Origin of the sequence: Quatrionicoccus australiensis, from assembly GCF_020510425.1 — a bacterium.
Lineage (GTDB): Bacteria > Pseudomonadota > Gammaproteobacteria > Burkholderiales > Rhodocyclaceae > Azonexus > Azonexus australiensis_A.
In genome coordinates, this window is the sequence record NZ_JAHBAH010000001.1 from 625592 (window position 1) to 650634 (window position 25043).

A 25043-nucleotide genomic window follows, 5' to 3' on the forward strand; every position below is an offset into this window, starting at 1 on the left:
GCTACTTGAGCAGCGCTTCGGCGGCGGCGCTCAGCTCGGCCGGGCTGATCCGCCCGGCGCGGGCAAGAATGACCTTGCCGCTACGGTCGACCGCCACGGTGAAGGGCAAACCCATGACCTTGTTGCCAAGCGCCTGCATCAGTTCCAGGCCCTGCGTCTTGCCGATCAGCACGCGGTAGTCCATCTCGTAGGCCTTGGCGAACTCGCGCACCGGGTCGGCCTGGTCTTCGATGCCGATACCGAGCACCACCAGCCCCTTGCCCTTGTACAGGCGGTCGACCTTGGCAAAATCGGGAATTTCGGCGCGACAGGGGCCGCACCAGCGCGCCCAGAAATTGACGATGAGCGGCTTGCCCTGCCATTGGCGCAAAGCCTGCGGCTGGCCGGCGAGATCGTTGAAGGAGGTCGCGAAAAGCGGATTACCCGGCACCGGCTCGGCCAGCGCCAGGGCGGCCCAGCCGAGCAGGGCGAACAGCGCCAGGCGGTATTTCACGGCAGATCACCGCGCTTGAAGACGAAGTAACCGGCGCAGGCGCTGAGCAGGCCGATCAGCGTCGGATAGACCAGTGCGAACAGGCGGAAGCCCTCGGCGCCGAACAGGTCGAGTACGACGTAGGCGGACGGCCCGAGCACGATCAGTTGCGGGTCGAACATGGCGAGCGCCGCGGTGCGGAAGACCTGCAGCGGATTGAGCAGGGCGAGCATGACGGCGACTTCGGGCGCCACCTTGCCCTGGATCATGACACCGAGCAGGATCAGGTCGAGGAAGAGGAGCAGGCCGAGCCAGACCATGAAGGCGGCGCCCTGCGCCATGTCGGTACTGCGCGCCAGGGCCGAGATCAGCATGCCGATGCCGAGGAAGCAGGCCGACATCACGGCGAGCAAGGCGCTGTAATAGCCGAAGATCGCCCACGGCACCTCGATGCCCTGGATGGTCGCCCAACCGACCGCGGCCAGCATGGCGAGGAAGACCGGCGCGAAGACGACGATGTAGCGGCCGATGATCTTGCCCCAGAACCACGCGAACAGCGACACCGGCAGCGACAACAGGTATTCGAAGACGCCCGCCTCGCGGTCGCCGGCCACCGAGCGCACCGTGGTGATCAGCACGAAGATGGGCAGGATCGCCATGGTCAGCTGGATGTAGGTGACGAGCAGGCGCGACAGGCCGATGAAGCCGAGCACGCGCGACTCGGTCAGGCCGAACAGGAAGAGCAGCGCAACGATGCCGCCGAAGATCAGCGTGTAGATCTGGAACCAGCGTGCACGCAGGGATTCGACGATATCGAGCTTGGCGGTCAACCACAGTTGTTTCATTTGAGGATCCAGTATTCAGGATTCAGGAGCGAGTTGGCAGGGAAAGATGCGAGTGCAATGCTTACTAACATCTCAAACTCCTGACAACTACCAACTTACTTTCCCTTGGCCAGCGTCAGCCGGCGCATTTCATTGAAATCGACACTGCCCGGCAGCGGACTGCCGACAGCGCCAAAGTTGTAAGCCATCGGCGACGACTTGGCGGCGTAGTGAACCTGGCGCGGATCGAACCAGCGCACCTTATCGCGGCCCGGGCTGTCGCTGTCAGCGACCCAGAGCCGGGTCGCCGCATCGTTCAGCCACGGGTATTGCGCCGCCTTGTCGCGCAGCCAGAACACCAGGCAACCGACATCGTCGAAGATGAAGGCCGTATTGTTCGGGCCGCCGACGATCTCGGCAGCGAAACGGCTGTCCGAGACGACCATGCCGCAACGCTGGCAGGTCGTGCGATCCCAGCGGATCTCGGTCATCCCCTCCGGCCAGTTATCCTTGCGGCAACCGGACAATGCGACGGCAAGCGGGGTCAGGAAAATGCCGCCGAGGGCGAGTCGACCGATGAAGTGGCGACGTCCGGACTGGCACATGCTCAGCCCCTCGCCTCGGTCAGCGACAAGTCGCTGACCAGCGCCGTGTAGCGCGACACGATGCCGAGGAAACGCAGGCGATCCGGGCCGGCGATGGCGCCTTCCCAGACCAGGTTGTCGGCGCTGGCGGTGAATTTCCAGCCGTCGAGCGCCTTGGCGAAGGCCGGCTCGAAACGGCTCAGGGCGATGCGGCAATCGAGCACCGCGGTCAGCGTCACGGCGTCGGCAACCTTGTCGTCGAGCACGATCTTGCCCATGTCCATCTCGATCACCCGGTTGACCAGGGCCGAGACCTCGTCGAGGCGGTGGCTGGAGATGATCATCGTCGCATCGTCGAGACGTTCGGCGAGCAGATCGAAGAATATCTTGCGCGCTTCTGGGTCGAGATTGGCGGCCGGCTCGTCCATGACCAGCACCTTGGCATCGCGACCGAGCGCGATGGCGATCAGCAGCTTCTGCTTCATGCCGCCGGACAGGCGCACGAACTGGCGTGCCAGGATGCTTTCGAGATCGAGCCCGAGTCGGCGCGCGATGGCGTGGATGCGCTGCGGGTCGGTGCCGCACAGCGCGGCCGAGAATTCGATCAGCTGGCCGACCGGCATCTTGAGCGGCGGCGGCAGCTGCGGCACGAAGCCGATGTTGCCGAGCACCTCGGTGCGGTTCTGGCGCGGATCGAGGCCGGCGATGGCGACCGTGCCGTCGAAGGTGTACTCGCCGAGCAGGCAGCGGATCAGCGTCGTCTTGCCGGCACCGTTCGAGCCGATCAGCGCGACGCGCTCGCCGAGCCCGATGTCGAGGCTGATGCCGTCGAGGACACGGGCGCGGCGGAAGGTCTTGGCCAGGTTGTTGAATTGGATCATGGGGGTCATCGAATGAAAATGCCTGTTTTTATCGGGTCGACCGCTCAGAGCAGTTGCGACAGACCCTTGACTTCATAACGCAGGGCGCCGGTCGGGCAGACATCGACGCACAGGCCGCAGCGCGTGCAGTCCGGCCCGAGGCTCATGCTTTCCTCGCTCGCCCGGCCCTTGACGGTGACGTCGAGCACGTGCGGCACGAGACAGACCTTGCGGCAGTCGCCCTCGTGGAAGCAATGCTCGACGTGGAAGCTGACGCGCAGCGGCGACAGGCTGCCGACCGCGCCGTAGGTGAGACCGATCGGGCAGACGTAACGGCACCAGGCGCGGCGCGAATAGACGATCTCGAACACCAGCAGCAGCCCGACCCAGCCCAGCGCCAGACCCGGCCCGTAGATCAGGGCGCGCGACAGGATGCCGGTCGGCGACAGGGTTTCGAACACGGTGTAGCCGGTGACGATGGCAAGCAGCGCAAAGAGCAGCCAGAACACGGTACGCGTGCCGCGGTGGAACTCGTGATCGGTGACCAGCTTCTTTTCGACCAGCTTGAGATGCAGCGCCTCGGCCCACTCGGCGAGCAGGTGGTAGGGACAGACCCAGGAACAGAAGGTCCGGCCGCCGAGCAGCACCCAGATCAGGAAGACCGTGAAGGTGCCGATGAACAGGTTAACGATGATGTGCTTGTGGGCGAGCATCACCTGCAGCGCCGAGTTGAGGTCGATCAGGTGGAAGCCGACGAAGCGCGAGGCGGTCAGCGCGCCCTCGAGAATCTGGATGTCGAGCCAGAAACTGAAGACAAACAGCAGGTTGACCGCCAGCAGCACCGCCCAGCGCCGGTTGCGCCACTTGTGACTGACCAGGTGATGGTCGCGGGCATGCATCTTTTCCTTGATGTAGCGATCCTTGTCCTCGTACTTGCGGAACATGATCGTCTGCACCCGCTCGGACACCACCTCGGGCTTCTTCGGCGCGGCGCCGAGCATGCCCATGAACAGATCGGCAAAGCGGCTCATGACGGCTCCTTCGGCGTGACGGCCGGTGCCGGTGCCAGCGCGACTTCGCCGTGCCAGGTCGCCTGTGCATCGACGACGATCGCCGCCGGCTCGGCCGGGCAGACCATTTCGCAGACGCCGCAGCCGACGCAGGGTTCGAGAACGACCGGCTGCATGCGCGACGTGCCGTCGGCCGACTTGAAGGGGCGCAACTCGATGGCGCCCTTGACCGGGCATTCGCGCACGCACAGGTCGCACAGCGGCAGGTCGTAGGGATGCTCGGCGATCGGGATCGGTTTCCAGCGGTCGACGTCCATGTAACGCATTTTTCCGGGGAAGCCGGCGCCGCGCGCCTGCCCCTTGAAGCCCTTGCCCTGCACGGCCAGGCAGGCGGACGGCCGGGCCAGGCGGGCAACGCCGATGCGTTCCTTGAGATTGAGCGTCGGCTCGGGATCGTTTTCCTTGGCCTTGAGGATGGGCGCCGCAGCGAGCAAGGCGCCCTCGCGGATATTCAGGAAAGGCGGCTTCTTGTAGGTCAGCGAGCCGGTCGGACAGGCCAGGATGCACTGCACGGCATCGCAGGAGAAATCGCAGGCCTGCTGGCGCGGGTCGATGTGCGGCACGCCGACGCCGAAGCCATCGATCATGTCGCCGAGCTTGATCGCCTCAACCGGGCAGACCTGGACGCACTGGCCGCACTTGATGCACGAGGACAGAAAATCGGCCTCGTTGAGCGCGCCGGGCGGGCGCAGGCGGTGCGCCGAAGCGCCCAGGACCGGGATGTAGCCGAGCAGCGAGAGGCCGACCACACCGCCGGTCAAACCGACCGACTGGAGAAACTTGCGCCGCGCCTTGGCGGCTTTTTCCAGCGACATCGCCGGCTTTTTCGGTTTTTCGACAGGAGCGTTCATGACAGGGCCAGCCGTGCGGGCTTGATGAAGCGTGGCTTTTCGTCGCGCAGGATCAGGTCGGGGGTTGAGAACGGGGCCAGGCGCTCGAGGAAATCGAGCAGTTCCATGACCGGCGAGCTGCGGAAGAAGCGGGCAATCGGCATTTCCATCCAGATCTGGTCGGCGTAGGCGTAGAGCTCGTGCTTCTGGTCGCCGTAGCCGTCGCCGTCACGGTCGAAACCCTGGTAGTCGTCCCAGTAGTTGCCCTGCCAGAAATTGCGCGCGTTATTGTTGTTGTCGCCGCGTCCACCGTAGCTGACCTGCGTCAGGTTGCCCTCGAAGATGTTGTCGACGACGTTGTTGCCGCCCGTCTCGCTGTTGAACTGGATACCGATGCCGTTGTAGGCAAAGCGGTTGCCGCGGATCTCGATGGTGCTGTCGGGCTGGAAGGGCGACAGGTCGGAGCCGATGCCGATGCCGCAATAGATGATTTCGTTGTTCTCGAGCAGCGTGCCGGAGGCTTCCTTGAAACCGAAGCCCATGCCGGTCGCGCCGGTGGCATGCGAGATCACGTTGTCGCGGGCGACGCCGCCTTCGGTGTACATGTAATAGACGCCGACCGCGTTGTCGTAGAAGCGGTTGTTCTCGACCTCGTTGTCGTTGGCGAACATGAAATGCAGCGAGTAGCGGCTGCGCCGGCCGAGATTGCCGCGGAAGATGTTGCGGTGCGAATACCAGGCGACCATGTCGCGCGAATCGATGATCTCGTTGCCCTCGATCAGGTTGTCGTTGCTGTACCACAGGCGCAGGCCGTCGCCGCGCGCACCGAGCTCGCGGTCCTTGGAGCGCACCTTGTTGTTGCGTACGACGCTGTTGCTCGACTGCTTGAGGTCGATGCCGAACAGGCAGTTGTCGAGCGTGTTGTTTTCGACGACGTTGTGGTTGCCGCGCACGTCGAGGCAGGAATCGTCGGTGTCGTGCGAATCGCCGGAACCGGTCAGGTGCAGGCCGCGAATCACCGCATGGTCGGCATTGAGCACCATGACCGTGCCGCGGTCGCCGGCATCGATGGTGACCAGGCCGCCGCCCTCGATGGTCAGCGGCTTGTCGATGACGACCGGGCCGGCATAGACGCCGGGTTCCGGCTTGATCACCGAGCCCGGCACCGCCTGGTCGACCAGCACCTGGAAGGGTTTCAGGCCATGCACGCGCTTGTCGCGCTGCATCAGCATGTAGGTCGGTTTCGGACGGTCGATGCCGACCCGCGGCGCGCCCCCCATGTCGGCGCCGACCTCGCGCTCCGGCGCCGTCTTGCCGATCGGGATGACCAGCAACATGGCTGCGGCCAGCCCGGCCCGGCCCAATGTGCTCAGATACCGCATGCTGCTACTCGGCCTGGCCTTCGCGCAACTGCTTGCGCCGGATCAGCAGCGCCAGCATCAGGCAGGCGAAGATGATGACGAGCAGGCCATAGCCCCAGTACGGATAGGAGAAGGTCGAGAATTGCGCGACCTTGCCTTCGCCGAACACGGTGGGCATGAAGGGCTTGACCGTGAAGGCGCCCCACGGGTGCATGTTGTGGCCGAAGAACCACAGCCAGCCGGCGTAGGTGATCACGAAAAAGACCGGCAGCAAGGCTGGAACCAGAGCCAGCAGAAGCTGGAAGGGGCGGATCTTCGCGGTGCCTGCAATGACGATGCCCATTACCGCAAGCAGTCCGAAGATGACGAATTGCGACACCTGGCGCACGTTGTCGCCCCATTGCTGGATGCGGTCCATGTCCTTGAAGAACGTACCGGATTCGCGCATGTAATCCTGGACATGGCTTTCGAGATGACCGAGCACGAACTGGTCGACGATGATCCAGGCAGCGACGGCGGCGAAGCCGGCGGTCAACACGATCAAACGCGGCTTTTTCCTGGGCAGGGCGAAGGCCAGCATCATCACCGCGAAGAAGCCGAAGAAGAACTTGGCGAGCGGCTTTTCGACCGGTGCCCCGGTGGCGATCGGGAACATGCCGACATAGTGGTTGATGGTGTTCATCTCATGCACGCAGTCGAGGCCTTCGGCGCCCTTGTCGACATTCTTGGCGGCATCGGTGATCGGGTTGTAGCGTTCGTCCTCGGCCGCGAGGTCCTTCTGGATGATTTCGCCGGCCATGCGCGTGCCCTTGCCGGCCGCCTTGCAGCCGTTATAGACGCCGTCGAAATGGAAATGGATGCGGATGCCGTCCGGGAAGGCATCGGGCGGATAGTTCGGGGCGGTCAGCGAGACCCACCAGATCGGTGCGAAATAGGCGGCGACCAGCGCGACCAGCGCAATGAAGGTCAGCCCACCGACGATTTTGTTCTGTTTTTCCATCATGCCGCTCTCTGTTCTTTTGACCCCCGGATTTCCTGCGGGAGAAACGCTGCCCACCTCGGGCGGGCAGCGGGCAATACAATGACTGCTCTTACTTCTTCTTGCCGGCCTTCGGCTTGCACATATTACCCGGCATTACCAGGCTGGACTGGTAAGCGGAGATCGCCACCAGCTGTTCGTTGGTGTAGGGCTTGATGACCTTGACCATGTCCGGGTTGGCATTGCGGCGATGGCCGTCGCGAATCTCGGTCATCTGGCGCAGCAGGTACTTGTAATGCTGACCGGCGATCACCGGATAGAACTTGGCCTTGTCGCCCTCGCCGTTCTTGCCGTGGCACTCGAGACACTGCTTTTCGTACAGCTCCTTGCCCTTGGCAACCTGCATGGCGGCATCGACGCCTTCGTACTTGCCATGCTCGATCGGGATGCACAGGCTGTTGATGTAGGCGGCAGCGTCGGCCAGTTCCTGCGGATCGGTCAGCGTGATGGCAAACGGATACATCGTCGGATTGTCGCGCAGACCGGCCCGGATGTCGGCCATCTGCTTGATCAGCACGGTCGAGTGCTGGCCGGCCAGTTGCGGGAAGGTACCGTCGGGACGACCGGCGCCGGACGGCAGGTGACAGGCGCCGCAGACTTCATAGGCTTCAAGGCCGTTCTTGACGTCGCCCTTCTTGTGCAGCGCCTCGACCTTTTCGCCCTCCTGGGCATTCCACTTGTAATTCTTGCCTTCGATACCTTCCTGCTTCGGGGCCGGCGGCCCCGCCAGGGCGACGCCTGCACTGAGCAGGCCGATCAGCAACAGTGATGCTTTCATTTTCGATGTCCTCGATGGTGTGTTGTTCGAAATGCCAGACCATTGTCGGCAGTCGAAACCCCGGATTCCTTGATAAGTATCAGTTCCGGGGAACGGTCAACGATCTATTTCAGTTTGGCGAGAAAAATCGAGATCGCCTTGATTTCCTCATCGTTCACCAGGTGCATGACGCCCTTCATGGCGGCCGTCTGGCCGTTGTTGCGGGCACCGCTCTTGATGTCCTTCATCTGCTGTTCGGTGTAGGCGGCGTTCTGGCCGGCAATCTTCGGGTAATTCGGCATCAGCGGCTTGTCGCCCTTGGGGCCGTGACAGGCATTGCAGGTTTTGTCGGCATACAGCGCGGCGCCGTCCGGGGCCGCAATCACAGGGCTGGCAACGAGGCCGGCGGCAAGCAGTGCAAGGATTAGTTTCATCTATCTCTCTCCTGAATCGGGAAACAGGGGACGGCGCTCGCCGCCCCCTTTGGTCAGCCTCGATCGGGGATCGAGGCATCAGACTTACTTGACCTTCTTGGCACCGTTCTGCTCAAGATAGGTCTTGGCGCGCAGACCGATGTCGGCTGCCTTGACCTGGTATTGCCAGACTTGTTCGGCCCACAGGTTGGCCTGGTCCCAGTCCTTCTTGACAGCAGCGGCTTCGTGCTTGGCCTTGGCTTCCTTCATCTTGTTGAGCTGGTCGGTTGCATCTTCGACCATGTTCACCACGTCCGGGAAGTCCTTGTAGTTGGTGCTGACGATGTAGCCGACCACGGAATCGATGACGGCTTGCGTATCTGCCACCTTCTTCACCGTCGCCTTGTAGTCGGTTTCGGTGTAGCTGGCCTTGACTTCAACCGTCTTGCCCGGCTTCCAGCCCTTCGGCTTGACCAGCAGGTAACCCTGCATTTCCAGGTGCAGCGCCGAGCAGAATTCCGTGCAGTAGTACGGATAGACGCCTTCCTTGTCGGCCTTGAACTTGACGGTAACCGTCTTGCCCGGCTCGATCGAGGCATGCACGTTGAAGGTCGACACGGCGAAACCGTGCGTTTCATCCTGGGCCCGTTCGAGGTTGGTCAGGTGGATGGTGATTTCGTCACCCACTTCGGCCTCGATGGTTTCCGGCGTGATGTGCGAGCGGATCAGCGTCCCGAAGACTTCGATCTTGTTGCCCTTCTTGACGATCTTTTCCTCGCCGGCACGAACAGCGCCCGGATTCGGCTTGTCGGTACGGGAGTCGGTCCCGACCTTGTAGCGCACGCCCGGCTTCAGCTTGGAGGCTTCGATGGCAACCACGTAGTGCGGCTCGCCGAGCGGAATCGGCATGTCGTACAGGAGTTGCATCTTGTCGTTCGAGATATCGATCAGCTGGTGGTTTTGCGGATGCAGCGGGCCAACCGGGTTGAAACGGTCGATCGACAGCTTGTTCAGCGCCACCAGGTAACGGCCCTTCGGATCAGCCGAGTCGCCTTCCATGGTCATCAGGTGACCGATGTTGTAGTGCACGGAGATCTTGTCGAGCACCTTGCCTTCGCAGTGATTCCATTTGACGACCTGGGAATCGACATAGAGCGAGGTGTAGGCGATACAGGGCTTGCTGTCGTACTGGGTGTGCAGCGGGCCGAGGCCGAGCTGGACCTGGGTGGACAGCGCATCCTTCATGCCGATCACCGGAATGCCGTACGGATCCTTGGATTCGAACTTGCCGGCCTTGATCGCGGCCTGGATCTTTTCGAAGGAGAACACGGAAACGTGCGTGTCGAGCTTGCCGGCGACGGTCAGGAACTTGCCGTCCGGGGTCACGTCAACGCCGTGCGGCGACTTCGGTTCCGGTACCAGGAAGAGGATGCCTTCCTTGATCGCGGTTTCCATCATCAGCACCTTGTGGCCGTTGATGGTCTTGGCCTTGCCCTGGGCAACCAGTTCGGCGGCCTTCTTCCAGTTGATCACGTGCAGGTAGTCGGTGTCCTTGGCGGAACAACCGGCTTCATACGGCGGACGGCCCTTTTCGATGCCACCGACGTAACGCTCGGAACAGAAGGAGTTGGTGAACGACCAGCCGTCAGACGGACCCTTGCCGGCATCCGACAAGTCCTGCGAGTACGGCGGCAGTTCGATCGAGAAGGACTGGCTCGGATCGATGCGGCCTTCCTTGCGGTCGAACTTCCAGTAGGTGATGCCGCCGCGATACTTCTCGTTGAACTCTTCGAGCGGGTAGAACTTCTTGTTCTCGAGCGGCGAGGCGTACTGGGCGGCTTCGATGATGTAGTCGGTGTTCGGCGTGACGAAGGCACCGCCGTGTTCCGACTTGAAGATCGGGTTGACCACGATCTGCTTGGTTTCGAAGTCGCGCAGGTCGATCACGGCGAGACGCGGATTGGCCTTGTCGTTGATGAACAGGAACTGGCCGTCGTACTTGCCCTGGGTTTCGGAAATGGCCGGGTGGTGCGTGTCGCCCCAGTTGATTTCCTTGCCGTCGATGTTGCCCTGGCGCAGGACGCGCTTGGACTCTTCATCGAAACCGTAGCCCTGCCAGGGTTCCGGCGTGAACACACCCATGTATTTCAGGATGCGCATCGACGGAATGCCATAAACGATGACCTGGCCGGACTGGCCGCCCGAGCTGAAGGCGACGAAATCGTCGCGCTTGCCGGTCGGCACGTAGGTCTTGGATGCGGCCAGCAGATCCTGCTGACTCAAGTTGCGACGCTTCATCACGTCCTGTAGCGACTCGGCGGCCCAGGCGCTTGCGGCGCTGAGCCCGATCCCGGCTGCAATGAGCAGCACACTGGATTTGACTGCAAATTTTTGCATTTGAATATCTCCCAACAAAACAGAAGTAATACGGCCTGCCCCCATCGTCGCCAGCGACCAGATGCCGCTGCGGCAATTTGTCGCACTGTAAGCCAGGCCGATTTTTAAAAAATTGATGTCTGTTAATTCCAATCCGCTAATTGTGAGGAAAATGCGGATATGCCTTGTGGCGCCGCAATCCGCGCGCTCCGGAACAGCCGAAACCCTCATCCAGAAAGGATCTTCCATGCGCCATCCCGTCTTTTTCGCCGCCGGCCTGCTCTTCTCGGGCGGCCTGCTTGCCGCTGCCGCCGACCAGGTCGAAGTCCATCAACCCTATGTCCGGCTCGCCCCGCCCAATGCGCCGGCAGCCGGCGCCTTCATGGTGATCAGGAATACCGGCGGCAAGGACGTCAAAATCGTCAAGGCCGACAATCCGGCAAGCCGGCTGACCGAACTGCACACGCATCTGAACGAAGCGGGCGTCATGAAAATGCGCCAGGTGCCGGGCATCGAGATCAAGGCCGGCGGCGAAGCCCTGCTCCAGCCGGGCGGCCTGCACATCATGCTGATCGACCTGAAGGCGCCGATGAAGGAAGGCGACAGCGTGCCGATCACCCTGGGCTTCGACGACGGCAGCAGCAAACAGGTCGACGCCAAGGTCATGCGTCCGCTGCCGACCGGCATGCGGATGCAGCACTGAACACGCTTTTTTGCTCTTTCCAGGCGGTCGACCGTCTGGAAACGGAATTTTTCCACCGCCAGGCCTGCACATGAAAACACTGCTCACCACCCTGCTTGCCCTGCTCTGCATGGGTTCCGCCCTGGCCGAACACGCCCACGGCAAGATCGACGACAGCCTGCCCGACGCCGAACGCATCCGTTTCTGCGAGCGGATGCGCGACCAGGCGCTGCAGGCCTTCTACGACCGCGAACAGGGCCGGCCGATGAAGCTGTTTGTCGAAGACGGCAGCCGCGGCCCGCGTATCGCCAACCACATCACCCGCCGCATCTACGCCGAGCCGCAAATCGCCGCCCGCCGCCACGCCGAGACCTTCGGCCGCGCCACCTGCAACGAAATGATGGGGGCAGCGCCGGGCAGCGACTGAGGCAAGTCGCAAGCCAAATTGATCAAGATCATTTTTGCTGGCGGCCGGGCGGGAAAGAATGGCGGCTCCATGCACCCGGATGCAAAACCATGATCTCACTGCCCCGCCGGCTTGTTTCGCTGCTACTGGTCGCAGCACTGCCCGGCATTGCCCACGCCGAAGGCGGTGCCAGCCTGTACGCACGTCTCGCCGGCCAGGCCAAAGCCGGCACCTGCTTCGAAGTCGACGTTGACCTCGGCAACGGGCCGGGGCTGAACGGCGACAACGGCGAACTGACCTACCCGATGGCCTTCAACAACGTCGCCGAGGGCTGGAGCTGGCAGCCGGGCAGCCAGCCCGAGCTGGAAGACTATTACCGCTACAAATACCTGCCCCTCGGCTCGACCGAGGAAGCCCGCGGCGAATACCGGGCAGAAGACCAGATCGGCGAAATGCAGACCATGCAGGTGCGCTGGCGCTACGATTACTTCCTCGCCTTCGACAATATTTATGATTTCTACCGACGCGAAGTCAATGACGCCGCCGGTTTTGCCAGCCATCTGCCGACCAGCCTGGCCGCCGGCACGGCCATGCGCGCCCGGGCCTGCCTGGAGGAACCGCTGAGCAGCGAAAGCACCACCTTCTGGAAGGCGACGCACGGCCAGCCGGTCGATTTCACCCTGAAAAAACGTTACCTGATCGGCAAGCTACAGGCGATCGACTTTGTCGACCGCCAAAGCGCGACCATAATCAGCAGCGTCACTCCCCTGCCGCAGGCGGCCCCCTGATGCCCAGCCCGCGCTCCACTCCTGATTACGGATATGCCATGACCCACCCCAAGCCCAGCCTCGCCCGCACGCTCGTTTTTGCCCTGGCCGGCGCGTTGACCGCCGGCAACTGCCTCGCCGCCGACGAACTGACGCCAGCACTGCAGGCCAGCGTCAGCAGCCTCGGCCAGCTCAATGGCCAGGCCCTGGCCTGCAAGCAAATGGCACTGAGCACCCGCCTGCGCAACATCCTGATCCAGGACGCGCCCAAGGAGCGGACGGTCGGCGAAGCATTCGAACAAGCCACCCAGGAAGCGTATCTGGCACAGGGCCAGGCCGGCAAGGCCTGCCCGGACAGCAAGTCACTGGCCGGCCGGGTTGATGCTGCCGCCGTCGAATTGCGCCGCGCCGTCGGGCAAGCACACTGAGCATGGTCATGCTGCGGCGCTGGCTGATCCTGCTTTACCTCGGCTCCCTGCTGACCGCCGTGCCGGCGCTCGCCGAGCCGGCCCACCAGTTGCTCGCCGGCGAAGCCACTACGGTCAATCCGCGCTACCTGCTGATCGGCCCGGATGGTCAGGCGGTCAGCGACCAGGACTGGCGCGGCCGTTTCCAGCTGATCGCTTTCGGCTACACCTATTGCCCGGACATCTGTCCGACCACGCTGGTCGACATGGCCGAACTGCTCAAACAGCTCGGCCCCGACGCCGACCGCGTGCAAGGCATCTTCATTTCGGTCGATCCGGAGCGCGACACGCCGCGCGTGCTGCAAACCTACACGCGCTTCTTCGATGCCCGCATCCTCGGCCTGAGCGGCACACCCGAACTGGTCCAGCGTGCGGCGCGCAACTACCGGGTGCGCTATGCCAAGGTCGCCGGCAAGGATGCCAAAAACTATGCGGTCGACCATTCGGCAGGACTCTATTTGCTCGATCCCGCCGGCCAGTTCGTCAAGAAATTCGCTTACGGCCGACCGGTTGATGAAATCCTCGCCGAACTCCGCGTCTTCCTGAGCACGCTCGAAGCGCAGCGCTGAGTTCCGGCATTTACCCGCAGCCCTCCGGCTTCCCAGGAAAGATCATGGCTAAACATCCGCTCCACCATTTCATCGCCCTTTGCTGCGCCACGCTGCCGCTGTTCGCCAGTGCAGCCGACGCCGACAGCCCCCCGGCCAGCGAGAAAATCGCCCGCGGCCTGTTGCTGCAACACGCCGGCCGGATGATTTTCACGCCCTGCCGCGAGCGCACCTACGTCCAGCTCGAAGACACCTCGCCCGGCCAGCAGCTGAGCGCCGCCCTGGTCAAGCTCGGCCTCGCTGAAAACAAGCCGCTCTACGTCGAATTCATGGGTCTGGCCGAAGCCGATCGCCTCAAGGTGTCGTGGATCAACTTTGCCCACACCGATGCGCGCTGCCAGGCCAGCGCCAATCCGGACGAGAAATGGCGCGCCCTCGGCAATGCGCCGGACTGGGCAATGCACCTGAGCGAGCAGCAAGTCCGGCTGGAACAGGCCGGCCAGCCCGAATTCCGGCAGAAGGAAATCGTCATCGATGCGAGCGGCGAAGCCGTCAACATTGCAGTCGGCAAGGAGCGGCCCGAACAATGGCGGCTGACCCGGCAATTGTGCAGCAGCCAGGACAAGAACAGCCTGTTCGGCTGGCAGGCCGAGCTGCGGCGCCCGGGCAAGCTCCTGCGCGGCTGCGCCTGGCAGGGTTACTGAAAAACTGCTGCCGAACGAATCCACGGTCGACCGATGTTTTTAGGTGAAAATACGTTCTGCCCGCCGGTCGACCGCTGCGGGCCAGCCATTCTCTCTAGCCGAAAGTCCGATCCGTTGACCAAACTGCCGCCGCCCCTCGCTTACCCGGTAACCCGCCCCAAGGCCTGGCGCATTGCCTGGCTGGCGATCCGGCCGCGCACGCTGAGCGTTTCGGTCGCCCCCGTTCTCGTCGGTTCCAGCCTGGCCTGGGCCGAAGGCAGCAACGTACACTGGCTGGCCCTGTTTGCCGCGCTGTGCTGCGCGACGCTGATCCAGATCGCGACCAACCTGCACAACGATGCGGTCGACTGCGAAAAAGGCAACGATTTGCCCGACCGTCCCGGCCCGCTACGCGTCACCGCCGCCGGCTGGGTGACGCCGGGCACGGTGCGGCGCGCCGCGCTGGGCAGCTTTGCCGCCGCCTTCCTGCTCGGCATCTACCTGGCCGCGGTCGGCGGCTGGCCGATCGTCGGCATCGGCCTCGCCTCGCTGCTCGCCGGCTGGTCCTACTCGGGCGGCCCACGGCCGATTTCCTATTCGCCCTTCGGCGAACTGTTCGTGCTCTTCTTCTTCGGCGTGCTCGCCGTCGGCGGCAGCGTCTGGCTGCAAGGGCACGCGCCCGACGCCAGCACGCTGCTCGCCGGTCTCGTCTGCGGCCTGCCGGCCGCCGCCGTGCTGGTCGTCAACAACACGCGCGACCGCATCGCCGACCTGCGCGTCGGCCGCCGCACGCTGGCCGCGCTGCTCAGCCGGGCCGGCGCGACGCGCGCCTACGCACTGATGATGCTGCTGCCTTTCGCGCTGCTGCCGCTGCTCGCCTGGTTCGGTCACGGCGGCGCCCTGCTCGGCCTGCTCGCCCTGCCCAACGCACTTGCCAAGGTACGCGCCTTCGCCGCCGCCAGTAGCGCCCCGGCGCTCAATCCTCTGCTGCCGGCCACCGCGCGCTGCGGCCTGATCCTCGCCGTGCTGCTCACCGCCGGTTTCCTGCTCGAACTCGCCTGATGGATATCCTGCTCCCGCTCAGCCTCGCCTTCATCATGTTTTCGCTCGGGATCAGCCTGCAGCCGGCCGATTTCCGGCGCGTCTTCGCCAGCCCGCGCGCGATCGGCATCGGTCTCGGCATCCAGATCCTCGGCCTGCCGCTGCTCGCCTTTCTGCTCCTCAGCCTGTTCGGCATCGGCGGCGAGATGGCGGTCGGCGTCATGATCCTGGCCAGCACGCCGGGCGGCGTCAGCGCCGGTTTGCTCACCCTGCTCGCCGGCGGCGAAACGGCGCTTTCGGTCTCGTTGACCGCCATCACCAGCCTCGGCGTGCTGTTCACGCTGCCGCTCACGGTCGGCCTGGCGCTGGCGCATTTCGCCGGCAACGAAGCCAGCCTGCAGATGCCGGCCATGCGCACCGGCGTCGGCGTCTTCCTGATCACCGTACTGCCGGTCTGCCTCGGCATGTTCTTCCGGCAACGCAAACAGCAACTGGCCGGCCGCCTGGAAAAGCCGCTCGCCCGGCTGTCGACCGTATTGTTCATCCTCATCGTACTCGCCACCTTCGTCGCCCAGCGCGAAGTCGTGCTCGGCAACCTGCCCAGCCTCGGGCCGCTGCTCGTCGTCCTCAACCTGCTGACCATGGGGCTGGGTTTCGTCGCCGGCGGTCTCGGCGGCCTGCCGCGCCGGCAACAACTGGCGCTGGCCATGGAATGCGGCCTGCACAACGCGGCGCTCGGCATTTTCGTCGCCAACCTGCTGCTGCAGGTGCCGGCGCTGGCCGCACCGAGCGTGGTCTATGCCTTCCTGATGAATTTCTCGGCTTTCGGCCTCGTCTTCCTGGCCCGCCGGCGCTGTCCGGCGACGGACGCCAGCCCGGCCTAGCTCGGCGGGCTGGCCTTTTCTGGCTCGCAATCCGGACAGTAGCCGTACAGCGTCAGGTGGTGCTCGGCCAGGCGGTAGCCGTTGCTGGCGGCGATTTCCTGCTGCCGCGTCTCGATCAGCGGGTCGCCGAATTCCCTGACCCGGCCGCACTTGAGGCAGACCAGGTGATCGTGGTGCTTGCCGTCGTTGATCTCGTAGACCGACTTGCTGCCGTCAAAGACCTGGCGCGACAGCGCACCGACCTCATCGAGCTGGGCGAGGACGCGATACACCGTGGCCAGGCCGATGTCGTCGCCCTGGCGGATAAGCAGGCGATGCACCTCCTCGGCGCCAAAGTGGCTGCCGGCATGCCCGCTGAACACTTCGAGAACTTTCTGGCGCGGGTAAGTGACCTTGAGACCGAGGCGGCGCAATTCATCCTTCGTATTCATTGGCCCGTCCCATCGCCGGAATTGCCCTTGCCCAGCGCGTTGACCGCCCGCCCGAAGCTGCCCAGGCCGCTGTTCTTGACAAACATGCAGGGCTTGCCGGTGCGCTTGCACTGCTCCTTGACCCGCCAGTAGGCGTTGTGACTGATGCAGCCGGCCTGGCAGATGACGATGTCGGCAGCCGCGAGCGCGCCGTCGATGCGGTGCAGGCTTTCCTCGAGGCCGCCATCGTGGTGCAGGAAATGGCCGCCCGACTGCTCGACCACCTCGCGGTAGGAATTGACGCTGCCCGAACGCCCGCCGACGCACAGCACGCATTTGCCCGACAACTGCGGCCCGGGCAGATCAGCCAGATCGTCTTCGTCGGTCCGGCTCAGCGACTCGATGGTCTCCTCGGCGTACTTGGCGAAGTCGCGCAGGCGGGTCAGTTCGCGCGTCAGTTCCTCGTTTTCCTGGCGCGTCGCGCGCGCCCGCTCTTCGGCATTGGCCAGGCGCTGCGTCAGTTTCTGGCGCGATTCGAGATCGGGCAGCGCTTCGCGCAGCGTATCGGAAGCGCGCGCCAGGTTGCTCGCCTGCGCTTCCCTGGCGACCAGTTCGGCGCGCAACTGGGCGATCGTCTGCGCCGCTTCCTGCGCCTGCGTCGCGCGCTTCTGGCGCAGATCTTCCGCGTCGGCCAAGGCCGCGTCGAGGCGGGCCTGCAACTCGGCATTCTTCGCCTGCGCATTGACCAGGGACTGCTGCTCGGTGCGCTCATGCGCGCCGAGCTGGTGCTGGATCATGTGGATGTCGCCGTAGATTTCCTGCTCGAGCTGCTCGTTGCTGCATGGGTGCGTCCAGCATGCCCAGAGAACGGCCGGGATGTCGCGCTTGGTGCGACAGGCGGCCTGCCAGGCACGGCGCAGTTCGGCGGCCGACTTGCAGGCGGCGAGCTGGCGAATGCTCAGCTGGTAACGCTTTTCCAGCGATTTCTGCAGGATTTCGGCGAGACGGCTTCTTTCCTCGCAGGCGCCGACTGCCGTGGTGTGCAGCATGAAATCCGAGGCATCGCGCGGCAGGTGCATGACCTTGTGCATCAGGCGGCGCAATTCGTCGCACTCGAAGCAGACGCCGACGATGGGGCAATGGAACTTGTGGGAAATCTCCCACAGCTTGCGCCGGCGCGAACCGACCGCAACTTGCGCCTTGGGCGGGGCGAGCGGCGTCATCGCCTCGGCGAGCAGGGAATGGGCACTGCCGAAGGAGCCGCCGGCGACATGAAAGGGAAATCCGGACATCGATGTTCTCCGCAAAGTAATCAGGAATGGCTGGGCAGCGGCCCGGACGCGACGCCCGGGCCGCCTCGGAGCGCCGCATTGACGGCCGCGGGAGCAGGCGCCAGGCTGTTTTCGAGACGCCGGCTGGCCCGCTCGCAGAGGCCGCGCACGTCGGCGTCGAGATCGTCGAATTCGCTGAGTTGCTCGAGCAGGCGAATGGCGTGCCGGGTCGAATGCGGGCAGCCGGTTTCCTGGTGAATCAGCAACTGACTCACGACGCCGGCCCAGAAGTTATTGCTCGGCATGTTCGCCCCCGCTCAAAAACAGCTCAACGCGAGCCAGAGAAAGCCGGCCGCGATCGCAATGCTGAAATAGAGACTGTCCGGCCGGATCAGCGCCCGCCCACTCGGGGCGGCCGGGGATGGCCGACGGCTGGCGGCCTGGCCGTCGGACTGCAAGAAAATGATGTGCATGCTGCCTCCACGAGAGGATTGCCGGATTGGCTGGCTAGCACGCAGGCTTGGCTGGCTTGTTGAGAATCATTCTTATCAAAAACATTGGCATTGTCAAGCAAATGAGAACCGTTGTTATTTGGTTAGTAAGTTGCTCGACAACTTGCCCGGCAAATTGGCAGGCACTCCGGGCTTGCATTTTGCCCAAACTTAAATAACAATAATTCTCATTCGCCAGCAAATGGCGAAAAACGCCTAGCCAGCCAGCGCGCCGCAATCGCCCCCAGCCAGCCGGATTTCCCTGTCACCAGGGGGCTGCATGCGGCAGCGGATTGTTCGTACCGGCAAGACCGGAGCCGGCATCCGCTCGCATCCCTCCGCAACTCAAGTGCACTCTTCATGGATATCGAACCGATGCCGCTCGCGCTTCGCCTGGCGGCGATCGTCGCCCTGCTTTCGGCCAGCGCCCTGCGCGGCACCACCTGCAACAAGACCGATGCCCTGTGCGCCCATCTCGCCGCAGCGGCGGGCGCCGACGGCATCGATCCGCGTCTGCGCAGCACCCTGGAACAAATCCTGGCCGGCTGGCAGGCGGTCGACTGTCAGCCCGCCTCGATTTCGAGCGAATTTTTCCCGTTGACCGTACCCGGTCAGCTTCTCCACTAACCGTTCACTGGAAAGAACACGCAATGTCCCGTTACACCGGCCCCCGCCTGAAAGTCCTGCGCGCCCTCGGCGTCGACCTGCCCGGCCTGTCCCGCAAATCGATGCAGGACCGCCCGCAGCCGCCCGGCCAGCATGGCGCCCGCAAACAAAGCAGCCGCAAGTCCGAGTTCGGCCTGCAATTGATGGAAAAGCAGAAGCTGCGCTACAACTACGGCCTCACCGAGCGCCAGTTGCGCCGTGTCGTCGTCGATGCCAAGAGGGACAAGGGCGCCACCGGCAACAAGCTGGTCGAACTGCTCGAACGCCGCCTCGACAATCTCGTCTTCCGCGCCGGCTTCGCGCCGACCATCCCGGCCGCGCGCCAACTGGTCAGCCACGGCAAATTCGAGCTGAACGGCAGGCGCGTCACGATTCCGTCGATCCGCCTGCGCATCGGCGACAGTTTCGGGCCCAGCGAGGCCGGCCGGAAAATCGATCTCGTGCGCGCCACGCTCGAAGCGCCGGCCCTCGAACGCCCGGAATGGATCGCCTACGACGCCGCCACCCAGACGGCACACCTCAGTCACCTGCCGGATGGCGATTCGGCGCCCTTCCCGCTCGACCTGCAGCGCATCGTCGAGTATTACGCGACCCGCCTGTAAAAAAGGCGACCCTGCGGTCGCCTTTCCGTGTGCGTCGCCGGCGGACTAAGTCCGCCTGGCGATCACCGCCAGCGGCGCCGTGGCGCTGGCGAGCAGGCTGTCATCCGGGCCGAACAGGCTGGCACGTGCATTGACCATGCTGCGCCCGACCTTCTCCAGCTCGGCTTCGGCGAACAGTTCGCCGGCCGGCGCCGGACGGAAGTAATTGCTGGTCTGGCTGACCGTGGCCAGCGTCGTGCCGGGCGGGGTTTGCGAGAAGGCGGCGAAGATCATCGCAAAGTCGAGCAGCGCGGCAACGATGCCGCCCTGCACGACGCCATTGCCCTGGGTGAAAGCCGCGCCGACCGTGAAACCGAGACGCACCCGCCCGTCGCTGGCCGAGACAATGCGCATGCCGAGCGAAATGGCCAGCGGATTGCTGTCGACCGCCAGATCGCACAATGCGCCGTCGATCGCGCGCCGGACAAGCAGACGTTCGGGATGATCGGTCACGACTGGCCTCAGCCCTTGAGCAGGTCGTCGAGGATAGCGATCATCTGGTCGATTTCGCCTTCGCTAACGTTGAGCGCCGGCATGAAACGCAGCAGGTTCGGCCGCGGCGAATTGAGCAGCAGGCCCTGCGGCGCCCGTTCCAGGCCGCGCTTGACGATGTCAGGACCGCGCTCGTCGGCAAGCACCAGAGCGCGCAACAGACCGGAGCCGCGCTCGCCCTTGAGGCCGTGGCGGGCGCTGAGTTCGAGCAGTTTCTGCGACAGGTACTGGCCGCGCGCCTCGACACCGGCGAGGAAGCCCGGCGCCAGCAGCGCCTTGGTGACGGCCAGGCCGACCGCCGTCATCAGCGGGTTGCCATTGTAGGTACCGCCCTGGTCACCCGGTTCGAAACAGCAGATCGCTTCGCGGGCGAGCAGCGCGGCGAGCGGCACGCCGCCGCCGATGCCCTTGCCCAGCGTCATGATGTCCGGCGTGATGCCGGCGTGTTCGTAGGCAAACAGCTTGCCGGTGCGGCCCATGCCGGTCTGCACTTCATCGACGATGAGCAGCACGCCGCGCGCTTCGGTCAGGGCGCGCAGCGCCTTGAGGAATTCGACCTCGGCCGGAATGACGCCGCCCTCGCCCTGCACCGGTTCGAGCATGACGGCGACGGTTTTCGGCCCGATCAGGGCGTCGACCGCTGCGATGTCGTTGTAGGCCGCCTTGTGGAAGCCCGGCACCTGCGGCGCGTAGAGCGTGTCCCAGCCGGCCTTGCCGGAGGCCGACATGGTCGCCAGCGTGCGCCCGTGGAAGGAATGGTCGAAGGTGATGATCTCGTGCGCGCCGCCCTTGTTCAGCCGGCCCCACTTGCGCGCCAGCTTGATGGCGCCTTCGTTGGCCTCGGCGCCGGTATTGGCGAAGAAGACGCGGTCGAAGCAGGAATTCTCGGTGAGCAGGCTGGCCAGCTTGACCATCGGGCCGTTGTAGAAAGCCGGGCTCGGATTGATCAGCTGCGCGGCCTGGCTGCTCAGCGCCGTAGCGATTTCCGGCGGGCAGTGGCCGAGGCAATTGACCGCCCAGCCCTGGATGAAATCGAGATAGGCCTTGCCGGTGTGGTCATACAGCCAGGAACCTTCGCCGCGCTCGAAAACGAGCTCCGGGCGGTTGGTGATGTACATCAGCGAATCGGTATTGGCAGATTGGTATTGCATCGTCGGTTTTCCGTAGCGGGGGACGTGAATGGTAAGGGCGTAATGTTACCGAATTACGCCATGCTGCGCCGCACCAAAAATACCGGACGGCATGCGGCCGGTCCGGTTTATGCCGCGCCGGGGCGGCGCGATCAGGCCCGCGGCGGACGCCGGCCCGGCGCCTTCTTGACTGTCTTTTTGGCCGCCAGCGTAACCAGGAAAGGAAACTCGGCATCGGCAGACTGAACGATGCGGAACTCTGGCCCGACCGCGCGGGCCAGGCGGGCGACGAGCGCGTCGAGATTGACCGCTTCGCAGCGCAAATCGGCGGTAACGCTGCCCATGTCCTCGTACACCGGGAAGTCCGAACATCCCTCCGGCTTGATGTCCTGGCCGTAAATCGTGCAGGCATGTCCGGTCAGATCGTAGGCAGGACAGGGTTTGCTATGCACGTAATACAGCCCGTTGCCGGCCCGGATTTCCTCCGGACCGCCGCCCGTGGCAAGCCGCTTGTCGAATGCATTGCGCGACTCGCCAAGCTTCCAGAAGGTCTTGATCTGCTTCCACTCCAGTTCAAGGACGAGCGCATCAAGACGACAACAGGGCCTGGCGCAGACGCTGCAATGCGGAATCACGTCAGCCACCTGGTAGGCATCGGCGGCGGCAGCAAGCTCGCTGGCGAGAGAACGGCGGGAGTCGCGGCTAGTCATTGCGGGACAGGCTGAAAGACAGGGAGGTTTGGGGAGTGCGGATCACGGCTAAAGGCTATCAATTGGTCGACATGGAGCGGCTGGCTCGGCAGCGGCACAGGATCAACCCCGACCGGCGCACAGTATACGGCCAGCAGGCCGTTTTCCTGGCGCACAAGGGGTTAATGGACAGTGCCCACAGGCGGACTAGTTGGCACCTTCGCTGTATTCGACTCGGGAAATCCAGCTCCTCTTCCGGCGAACAAGGCGCTCCTCCTTGCTCTCCGCCGAAAAATCTGCCGGTGCGCTCTGCAAAAGGGATGCATCGATGCCGTCAAAGGTATTGGCATTGACCACGGCATAGGCATGCCCTTCGATCCGGCTGATCGCCAGCGGGACGACACCACACCGGGTACACACATGAAACTCGGCAGTTTTTGTCGCGAATGCATATTTCGACAGGCGGGCAGGTTCCTGCACATGAACCTTGAGCACACTGCCGGGCAACGCCGTCCAGGCAGCGCCGTGCCGGGTGCAGAACGAGCAGTCGCAGACCCGCACGGGAATGGCTTGGGGCGCAGGCTCACAGTGCAGCGTGAACGAGATATTCTTGCAGTGGCAACTGCCGGCAATCAGCATCGCTCCCCCGCCCGGTTACGCAGGCTGATTGCCGGCATACGGATCATTTTTCCGCCTTGTCGTTTTTCGGCGTGAACGCGCGGCAATCTGGCGCATGGCTGGTGTCCGGGTATTTGAGTCATGAGCCGACTTTATAGTGCCGTCGATGCTCAGGTCAATGCAACCCAGCGGCGGCATACTGCTGCACCACAATTATATTTTCGCCGCGCCACAATATCGGCGCCCGGCATTCGTCTACCCAGGCATGGACACATCGCTTTCCCTGCCGCCACCTTACGAGAAGAGCCGCCTGATGGCCGAGCAGAACCGCCGCCTGACCGAAACCGTCGCCCGCGAAAGCGGCCGACTGGGCAGCTTCATCCGGCAGCGCGTGCCCGATCCGGGCGAGGCGGAAGACATCCTGCAGGATGTCTTTTTCGAACTGGTCGAGGCCTGGCGCTTGCCGGAGCCGATCGAACAGGTCGGTGCCTGGCTGTTCCGGGTGGCACGCAATCGCATCATCGACCGCTTTCGCAAGCAGCGCGAGGAGCGTTTGCCGGCAGCCGGCATGGCGGATACCGACGACGACAGCGAACATTGGCTGGAGAACGCCCTGCCGACCAGCGACGGCGGCCCCGAGGCAGCGCATTTGCGGCGCCTGTGGCTGGACGCGATTGCGGCCGGGCTCGACGAACTGCCGGCCGGACAGCGCGAGGTATTCATCGCCCATGAACTCGATGGGCTGAGTTTCAAGGAAATGGCCGCAGCAAGCGGCACCTCCATCAACACCCTGCTCGGCTGGAAGCGGCAGGCCGTCCTGCACCTGCGCGAACGTCTGCGCCCCCTTTACGACGAACAACCCTGAACGAGGAATCACCATGCACTGCTCTACTGAAAAATCCGGCTGCGTCTCACGCTGCCTCAAGATCGGCCTGATGGCCGTCGCCGGCATCGCTGCCGTCACCTGGGTCGTCATGCAGTTATGGAACTGCCTGCTGCCCGACCTGTTTCTCGGCGTCTCGCCGATCGGCTACTGGCAGGCGCTCGGCGTGCTGGCACTGAGCCGCATCCTGTTCGGCGGTTTGCGCTGCGGTGGCCACGGCCATTGGCGCGAACGCCGCGAGCGCTGGGAAAAAATGACGCCGGAAGAACGGGCGCAACTCAAGGGCCGCTTCCGTAGCCGCTGGAGCCATTGCTGTTCTTCGGACAAGAGCGAAGAAGCCGCGCCCGCCGACGACAAACCCGCCGGCAAGGCCTGATCCAGCCGGCATGCACCGCCCGTCATCCGCCGGGCGGTGCACTCGCGAAAAAACCCAAGAACCAAAATCGACCCCATGCCCGACAGCCCCACCCTGCCATCAGCGACAAGTGATCACCCCGCCCTGCCCGGCCGCCTGCGCCGCGCCTTCTGGCGCTTTCTGCCCCTGATCGGCGGCCTGCATGCCTACATCGGCTGGCGCCTTCTGCCACCGCTCGATCTCGGCGGTGCCGGCCTGACGCTGGCCATTGCCGGGCTGGCAATCTCCACCGGTCTGGTCCCGCTCGGTTTGTTCGCCCGTTTCGTCGTCGAGCGCCAGGCGCTGGCCGACCGACTCAGTTGGCTGGGCGGTCTGGCGATGGGGCTTTTTTCCTCGGTGCTGGTGTTGACCGTATTGCGCGACCTTGCCCGACTCTTTGCCGACGCGCCGGCGCTGGCCGCACCGACGGCGATCGGCGTGCTTGCCCTGGCCGGCCTGTTCACGCTGGTCGGCTACGTCAATGCGCGCCGACTGGCGCGCGTCGTCCGCATCGATATCCCGCTGCGCGGCCTTCCCGAGGCATTGGCCGGATTCACCATCGTCCAGCTCAGCGACATCCACGTCGGGCCGACGATCAAGCGAAAATACGTCCAGGCCATCGTCGACCGCGTCAATCAGCTCGATGCCGACCTGGTCGTCATCACCGGCGACGTAGTCGATGGCAGCGTCGAGCAGCTGCGCGCCGATACCGCGCCGCTCGGCCAGTTGCGCAGCCGGCATGGCAGCTACGTGGTGAGCGGCAACCACGAGTTTTATTCCGGCGCCAGGGCGTGGCTGCGCGAATTCGCGCGCGTCGGCCTGCAAGTCCTCGACAACCGCCACGTCGTCATCGAGCACCGTGGTGCCCGCTTCGTTCTCGCCGGGGTCAGCGATTATTCGGCCGCCGCCTTCGATGCAAGCCAGGCCAGCGACCCGGTCGCCGCACTCGCCGGCAGCCCGCCCGGCCTGCCGCGCATCCTGCTCGCCCATCAGCCGCGCTCGGCCAGCGCCGCCGCAGCCGCCGGCTTCGACCTGCAGCTCTCCGGCCACACGCACGGCGGCCAGTTCTGGCCGTGGAATCACTTCGTGCCCATGCAGCAACCCTTCACCGCCGGCCTGCACCGGCTCGGCCGGCTGAGCATCTATACCAGCCGCGGCACCGGCTACTGGGGACCGCCCAAGCGCTTCGGGGCGCCTTCGGAAATCAGCGTGCTGCGGCTGGTTGCAGCCTGAGAGAGCGTTCCCGGTCTTTCGACAGTCATTGGCAGGACCTCAATCCCCGTTCGCCGGAATC

At 64.2% G+C, this 25043-nt stretch carries 32 protein-coding genes; 13 read left to right on the forward strand and 19 right to left on the reverse strand.

Annotation, left to right across the window (positions count from 1 at the left end):
* Position 1 precedes the first annotated feature (1 nt).
* From KIG99_RS03105 to nosZ, 11 genes are all read right to left on the reverse strand, one after another.
* Positions 2–493, reverse strand: a complete 492-nt coding sequence (locus tag KIG99_RS03105) for a TlpA family protein disulfide reductase (protein WP_226458799.1) — start codon at positions 491–493, stop codon at positions 2–4.
* Positions 490–1317: an ABC transporter permease gene (locus tag KIG99_RS03110; RefSeq protein ID WP_226458800.1), complete on the reverse strand. Its 828-nt coding sequence runs from the start codon at positions 1315–1317 to the stop codon at positions 490–492. Before KIG99_RS03110 ends, KIG99_RS03105 begins: the two co-directional genes overlap by 4 nt.
* Before the next feature lie 95 nt (positions 1318–1412).
* Positions 1413–1901 carry a nitrous oxide reductase accessory protein NosL gene (locus tag KIG99_RS03115; protein WP_226458801.1) on the reverse strand — a complete coding sequence of 163 codons (489 nt, stop codon included), beginning with the start codon at positions 1899–1901 and terminating at the stop codon, positions 1413–1415.
* Positions 1902–1903: 2 nt separating this feature from the next.
* Positions 1904–2761, reverse strand: coding sequence for an ABC transporter ATP-binding protein (locus KIG99_RS03120; protein WP_226458802.1), 858 nt, complete (start codon positions 2759–2761; stop codon positions 1904–1906).
* A 44-nt stretch (positions 2762–2805) separates the two neighbouring features.
* Complete coding sequence (locus KIG99_RS03125) at positions 2806–3771, reverse strand: NapH/MauN family ferredoxin-type protein (RefSeq protein ID WP_226458803.1); 966 nt, start codon at positions 3769–3771, stop codon at positions 2806–2808.
* Entirely contained in the window at positions 3768–4661 is an 894-nt protein-coding gene (locus KIG99_RS03130) for a 4Fe-4S dicluster domain-containing protein (RefSeq protein WP_226458804.1), read from the reverse strand. The genes KIG99_RS03125 and KIG99_RS03130 overlap by 4 nt, the downstream gene beginning before the upstream one ends.
* Positions 4658–6022, reverse strand: coding sequence for a nitrous oxide reductase family maturation protein NosD (gene nosD / locus KIG99_RS03135; protein ID WP_226458805.1), 1365 nt, complete (start codon positions 6020–6022; stop codon positions 4658–4660). Before nosD ends, KIG99_RS03130 begins: the two co-directional genes overlap by 4 nt.
* A gap of 4 nt (positions 6023–6026) precedes the next feature.
* Entirely contained in the window at positions 6027–7004 is a 978-nt protein-coding gene (locus tag KIG99_RS03140; protein WP_226458806.1) for a hypothetical protein, read from the reverse strand.
* Between the two features lie 88 nt (positions 7005–7092).
* Entirely contained in the window at positions 7093–7818 is a 726-nt protein-coding gene (locus KIG99_RS03145; RefSeq protein WP_226458807.1) for a c-type cytochrome, read from the reverse strand.
* 104 nt (positions 7819–7922) lie between these two features.
* The gene (locus KIG99_RS03150; protein WP_226458808.1) at positions 7923–8231 is read right to left on the reverse strand and encodes a c-type cytochrome; all 309 of its coding nucleotides are present in this window, start codon (positions 8229–8231) and stop codon (positions 7923–7925) included.
* A gap of 84 nt (positions 8232–8315) precedes the next feature.
* On the reverse strand, positions 8316–10607 hold the full coding sequence (gene nosZ / locus KIG99_RS03155) for a Sec-dependent nitrous-oxide reductase (RefSeq protein WP_226458809.1): 2292 nt from the start codon (positions 10605–10607) through the stop codon (positions 8316–8318).
* Positions 10608–10833: 226 nt separating this feature from the next.
* Here nosZ and KIG99_RS03160 point away from each other — a divergent pair, with 226 nt between their 5' ends.
* The 8 genes from KIG99_RS03160 (at position 10834) to KIG99_RS03195 (ending at position 16064) form a co-directional block, all read left to right on the forward strand.
* Entirely contained in the window at positions 10834–11289 is a 456-nt protein-coding gene (locus KIG99_RS03160) for a copper chaperone PCu(A)C (protein ID WP_226458810.1), read from the forward strand.
* Positions 11290–11359: 70 nt separating this feature from the next.
* Positions 11360–11695: a hypothetical protein gene (locus KIG99_RS03165; protein WP_226458811.1), complete on the forward strand. Its 336-nt coding sequence runs from the start codon at positions 11360–11362 to the stop codon at positions 11693–11695.
* An 89-nt stretch (positions 11696–11784) separates the two neighbouring features.
* Complete coding sequence (locus KIG99_RS03170) at positions 11785–12462, forward strand: hypothetical protein (RefSeq protein ID WP_226458812.1); 678 nt, start codon at positions 11785–11787, stop codon at positions 12460–12462.
* Positions 12463–12500: 38 nt separating this feature from the next.
* The gene (locus KIG99_RS03175; protein ID WP_226458813.1) at positions 12501–12869 is read left to right on the forward strand and encodes a hypothetical protein; all 369 of its coding nucleotides are present in this window, start codon (positions 12501–12503) and stop codon (positions 12867–12869) included.
* A gap of 8 nt (positions 12870–12877) precedes the next feature.
* Positions 12878–13477, forward strand: coding sequence for an SCO family protein (locus tag KIG99_RS03180; protein WP_226458814.1), 600 nt, complete (start codon positions 12878–12880; stop codon positions 13475–13477).
* A 44-nt stretch (positions 13478–13521) separates the two neighbouring features.
* Entirely contained in the window at positions 13522–14160 is a 639-nt protein-coding gene (locus tag KIG99_RS03185; RefSeq protein WP_226458815.1) for a hypothetical protein, read from the forward strand.
* 114 nt (positions 14161–14274) lie between these two features.
* Positions 14275–15201 (forward strand): 1,4-dihydroxy-2-naphthoate octaprenyltransferase, encoded by a 927-nt coding sequence (gene menA / locus KIG99_RS03190; protein WP_226458816.1) that lies wholly within the window; start codon positions 14275–14277, stop codon positions 15199–15201.
* Positions 15201–16064 (forward strand): bile acid:sodium symporter family protein, encoded by an 864-nt coding sequence (locus tag KIG99_RS03195; protein WP_226458817.1) that lies wholly within the window; start codon positions 15201–15203, stop codon positions 16062–16064. The genes menA and KIG99_RS03195 overlap by 1 nt, the downstream gene beginning before the upstream one ends.
* On the opposite strand, the gene fur is transcribed toward KIG99_RS03195, so the two are convergent.
* From fur to KIG99_RS03215, 4 genes are read right to left on the reverse strand one after another with little or no spacing between them, the layout of a single operon-like run.
* The gene (gene fur / locus KIG99_RS03200) at positions 16061–16495 is read right to left on the reverse strand and encodes a ferric iron uptake transcriptional regulator (protein ID WP_226458818.1); all 435 of its coding nucleotides are present in this window, start codon (positions 16493–16495) and stop codon (positions 16061–16063) included. The genes KIG99_RS03195 and fur overlap by 4 nt on opposite strands.
* Positions 16492–17766, reverse strand: a complete 1275-nt coding sequence (locus KIG99_RS03205) for a DUF2325 domain-containing protein (RefSeq protein ID WP_226458819.1) — start codon at positions 17764–17766, stop codon at positions 16492–16494. The genes fur and KIG99_RS03205 overlap by 4 nt, the downstream gene beginning before the upstream one ends.
* A 20-nt stretch (positions 17767–17786) precedes the next feature.
* On the reverse strand, positions 17787–18050 hold the full coding sequence (locus KIG99_RS03210; protein ID WP_226458820.1) for a hypothetical protein: 264 nt from the start codon (positions 18048–18050) through the stop codon (positions 17787–17789).
* Positions 18051–18062: 12 nt separating this feature from the next.
* Positions 18063–18218 (reverse strand): hypothetical protein, encoded by a 156-nt coding sequence (locus KIG99_RS03215; RefSeq protein WP_226458821.1) that lies wholly within the window; start codon positions 18216–18218, stop codon positions 18063–18065.
* A gap of 378 nt (positions 18219–18596) precedes the next feature.
* Here KIG99_RS03215 and KIG99_RS03220 point away from each other — a divergent pair, with 378 nt between their 5' ends.
* Positions 18597–18863 (forward strand): hypothetical protein, encoded by a 267-nt coding sequence (locus KIG99_RS03220; protein ID WP_226458822.1) that lies wholly within the window; start codon positions 18597–18599, stop codon positions 18861–18863.
* 23 nt (positions 18864–18886) lie between these two features.
* Positions 18887–19504 carry a 30S ribosomal protein S4 gene (gene rpsD / locus KIG99_RS03225; RefSeq protein WP_226458823.1) on the forward strand — a complete coding sequence of 206 codons (618 nt, stop codon included), beginning with the start codon at positions 18887–18889 and terminating at the stop codon, positions 19502–19504.
* 45 nt (positions 19505–19549) lie between these two features.
* Here the strand turns inward: rpsD and KIG99_RS03230 are convergent, their stop codons facing one another.
* The 4 genes from KIG99_RS03230 to KIG99_RS03245 all read right to left on the reverse strand — a co-directional run bounded on the left by KIG99_RS03230 (position 19550) and on the right by KIG99_RS03245 (position 22493).
* A complete protein-coding gene (locus tag KIG99_RS03230) occupies positions 19550–19996 on the reverse strand; it encodes a PaaI family thioesterase (RefSeq protein WP_226458824.1) in 447 nt (148 codons plus the stop codon).
* 8 nt (positions 19997–20004) lie between these two features.
* Positions 20005–21186 (reverse strand): acetylornithine transaminase, encoded by a 1182-nt coding sequence (locus KIG99_RS03235; RefSeq protein WP_226458825.1) that lies wholly within the window; start codon positions 21184–21186, stop codon positions 20005–20007.
* A 131-nt stretch (positions 21187–21317) separates the two neighbouring features.
* Positions 21318–21875: a YkgJ family cysteine cluster protein gene (locus tag KIG99_RS03240; RefSeq protein WP_226458826.1), complete on the reverse strand. Its 558-nt coding sequence runs from the start codon at positions 21873–21875 to the stop codon at positions 21318–21320.
* Positions 21876–22061: 186 nt separating this feature from the next.
* Positions 22062–22493, reverse strand: a complete 432-nt coding sequence (locus KIG99_RS03245) for a GFA family protein (RefSeq protein WP_226458827.1) — start codon at positions 22491–22493, stop codon at positions 22062–22064.
* A 244-nt stretch (positions 22494–22737) separates the two neighbouring features.
* Between KIG99_RS03245 and KIG99_RS03250 the strand changes: the two genes are divergently transcribed.
* The 3 genes from KIG99_RS03250 (at position 22738) to KIG99_RS03260 (ending at position 24982) form a co-directional block, all read left to right on the forward strand.
* On the forward strand, positions 22738–23337 hold the full coding sequence (locus tag KIG99_RS03250) for an RNA polymerase sigma factor (RefSeq protein WP_226458828.1): 600 nt from the start codon (positions 22738–22740) through the stop codon (positions 23335–23337).
* Positions 23338–23350: 13 nt separating this feature from the next.
* Positions 23351–23731: a DUF3106 domain-containing protein gene (locus tag KIG99_RS03255; RefSeq protein WP_226458829.1), complete on the forward strand. Its 381-nt coding sequence runs from the start codon at positions 23351–23353 to the stop codon at positions 23729–23731.
* A gap of 75 nt (positions 23732–23806) precedes the next feature.
* Positions 23807–24982 (forward strand): metallophosphoesterase, encoded by a 1176-nt coding sequence (locus KIG99_RS03260; protein ID WP_226458830.1) that lies wholly within the window; start codon positions 23807–23809, stop codon positions 24980–24982.
* Positions 24983–25043: the final 61 nt, after the last annotated feature.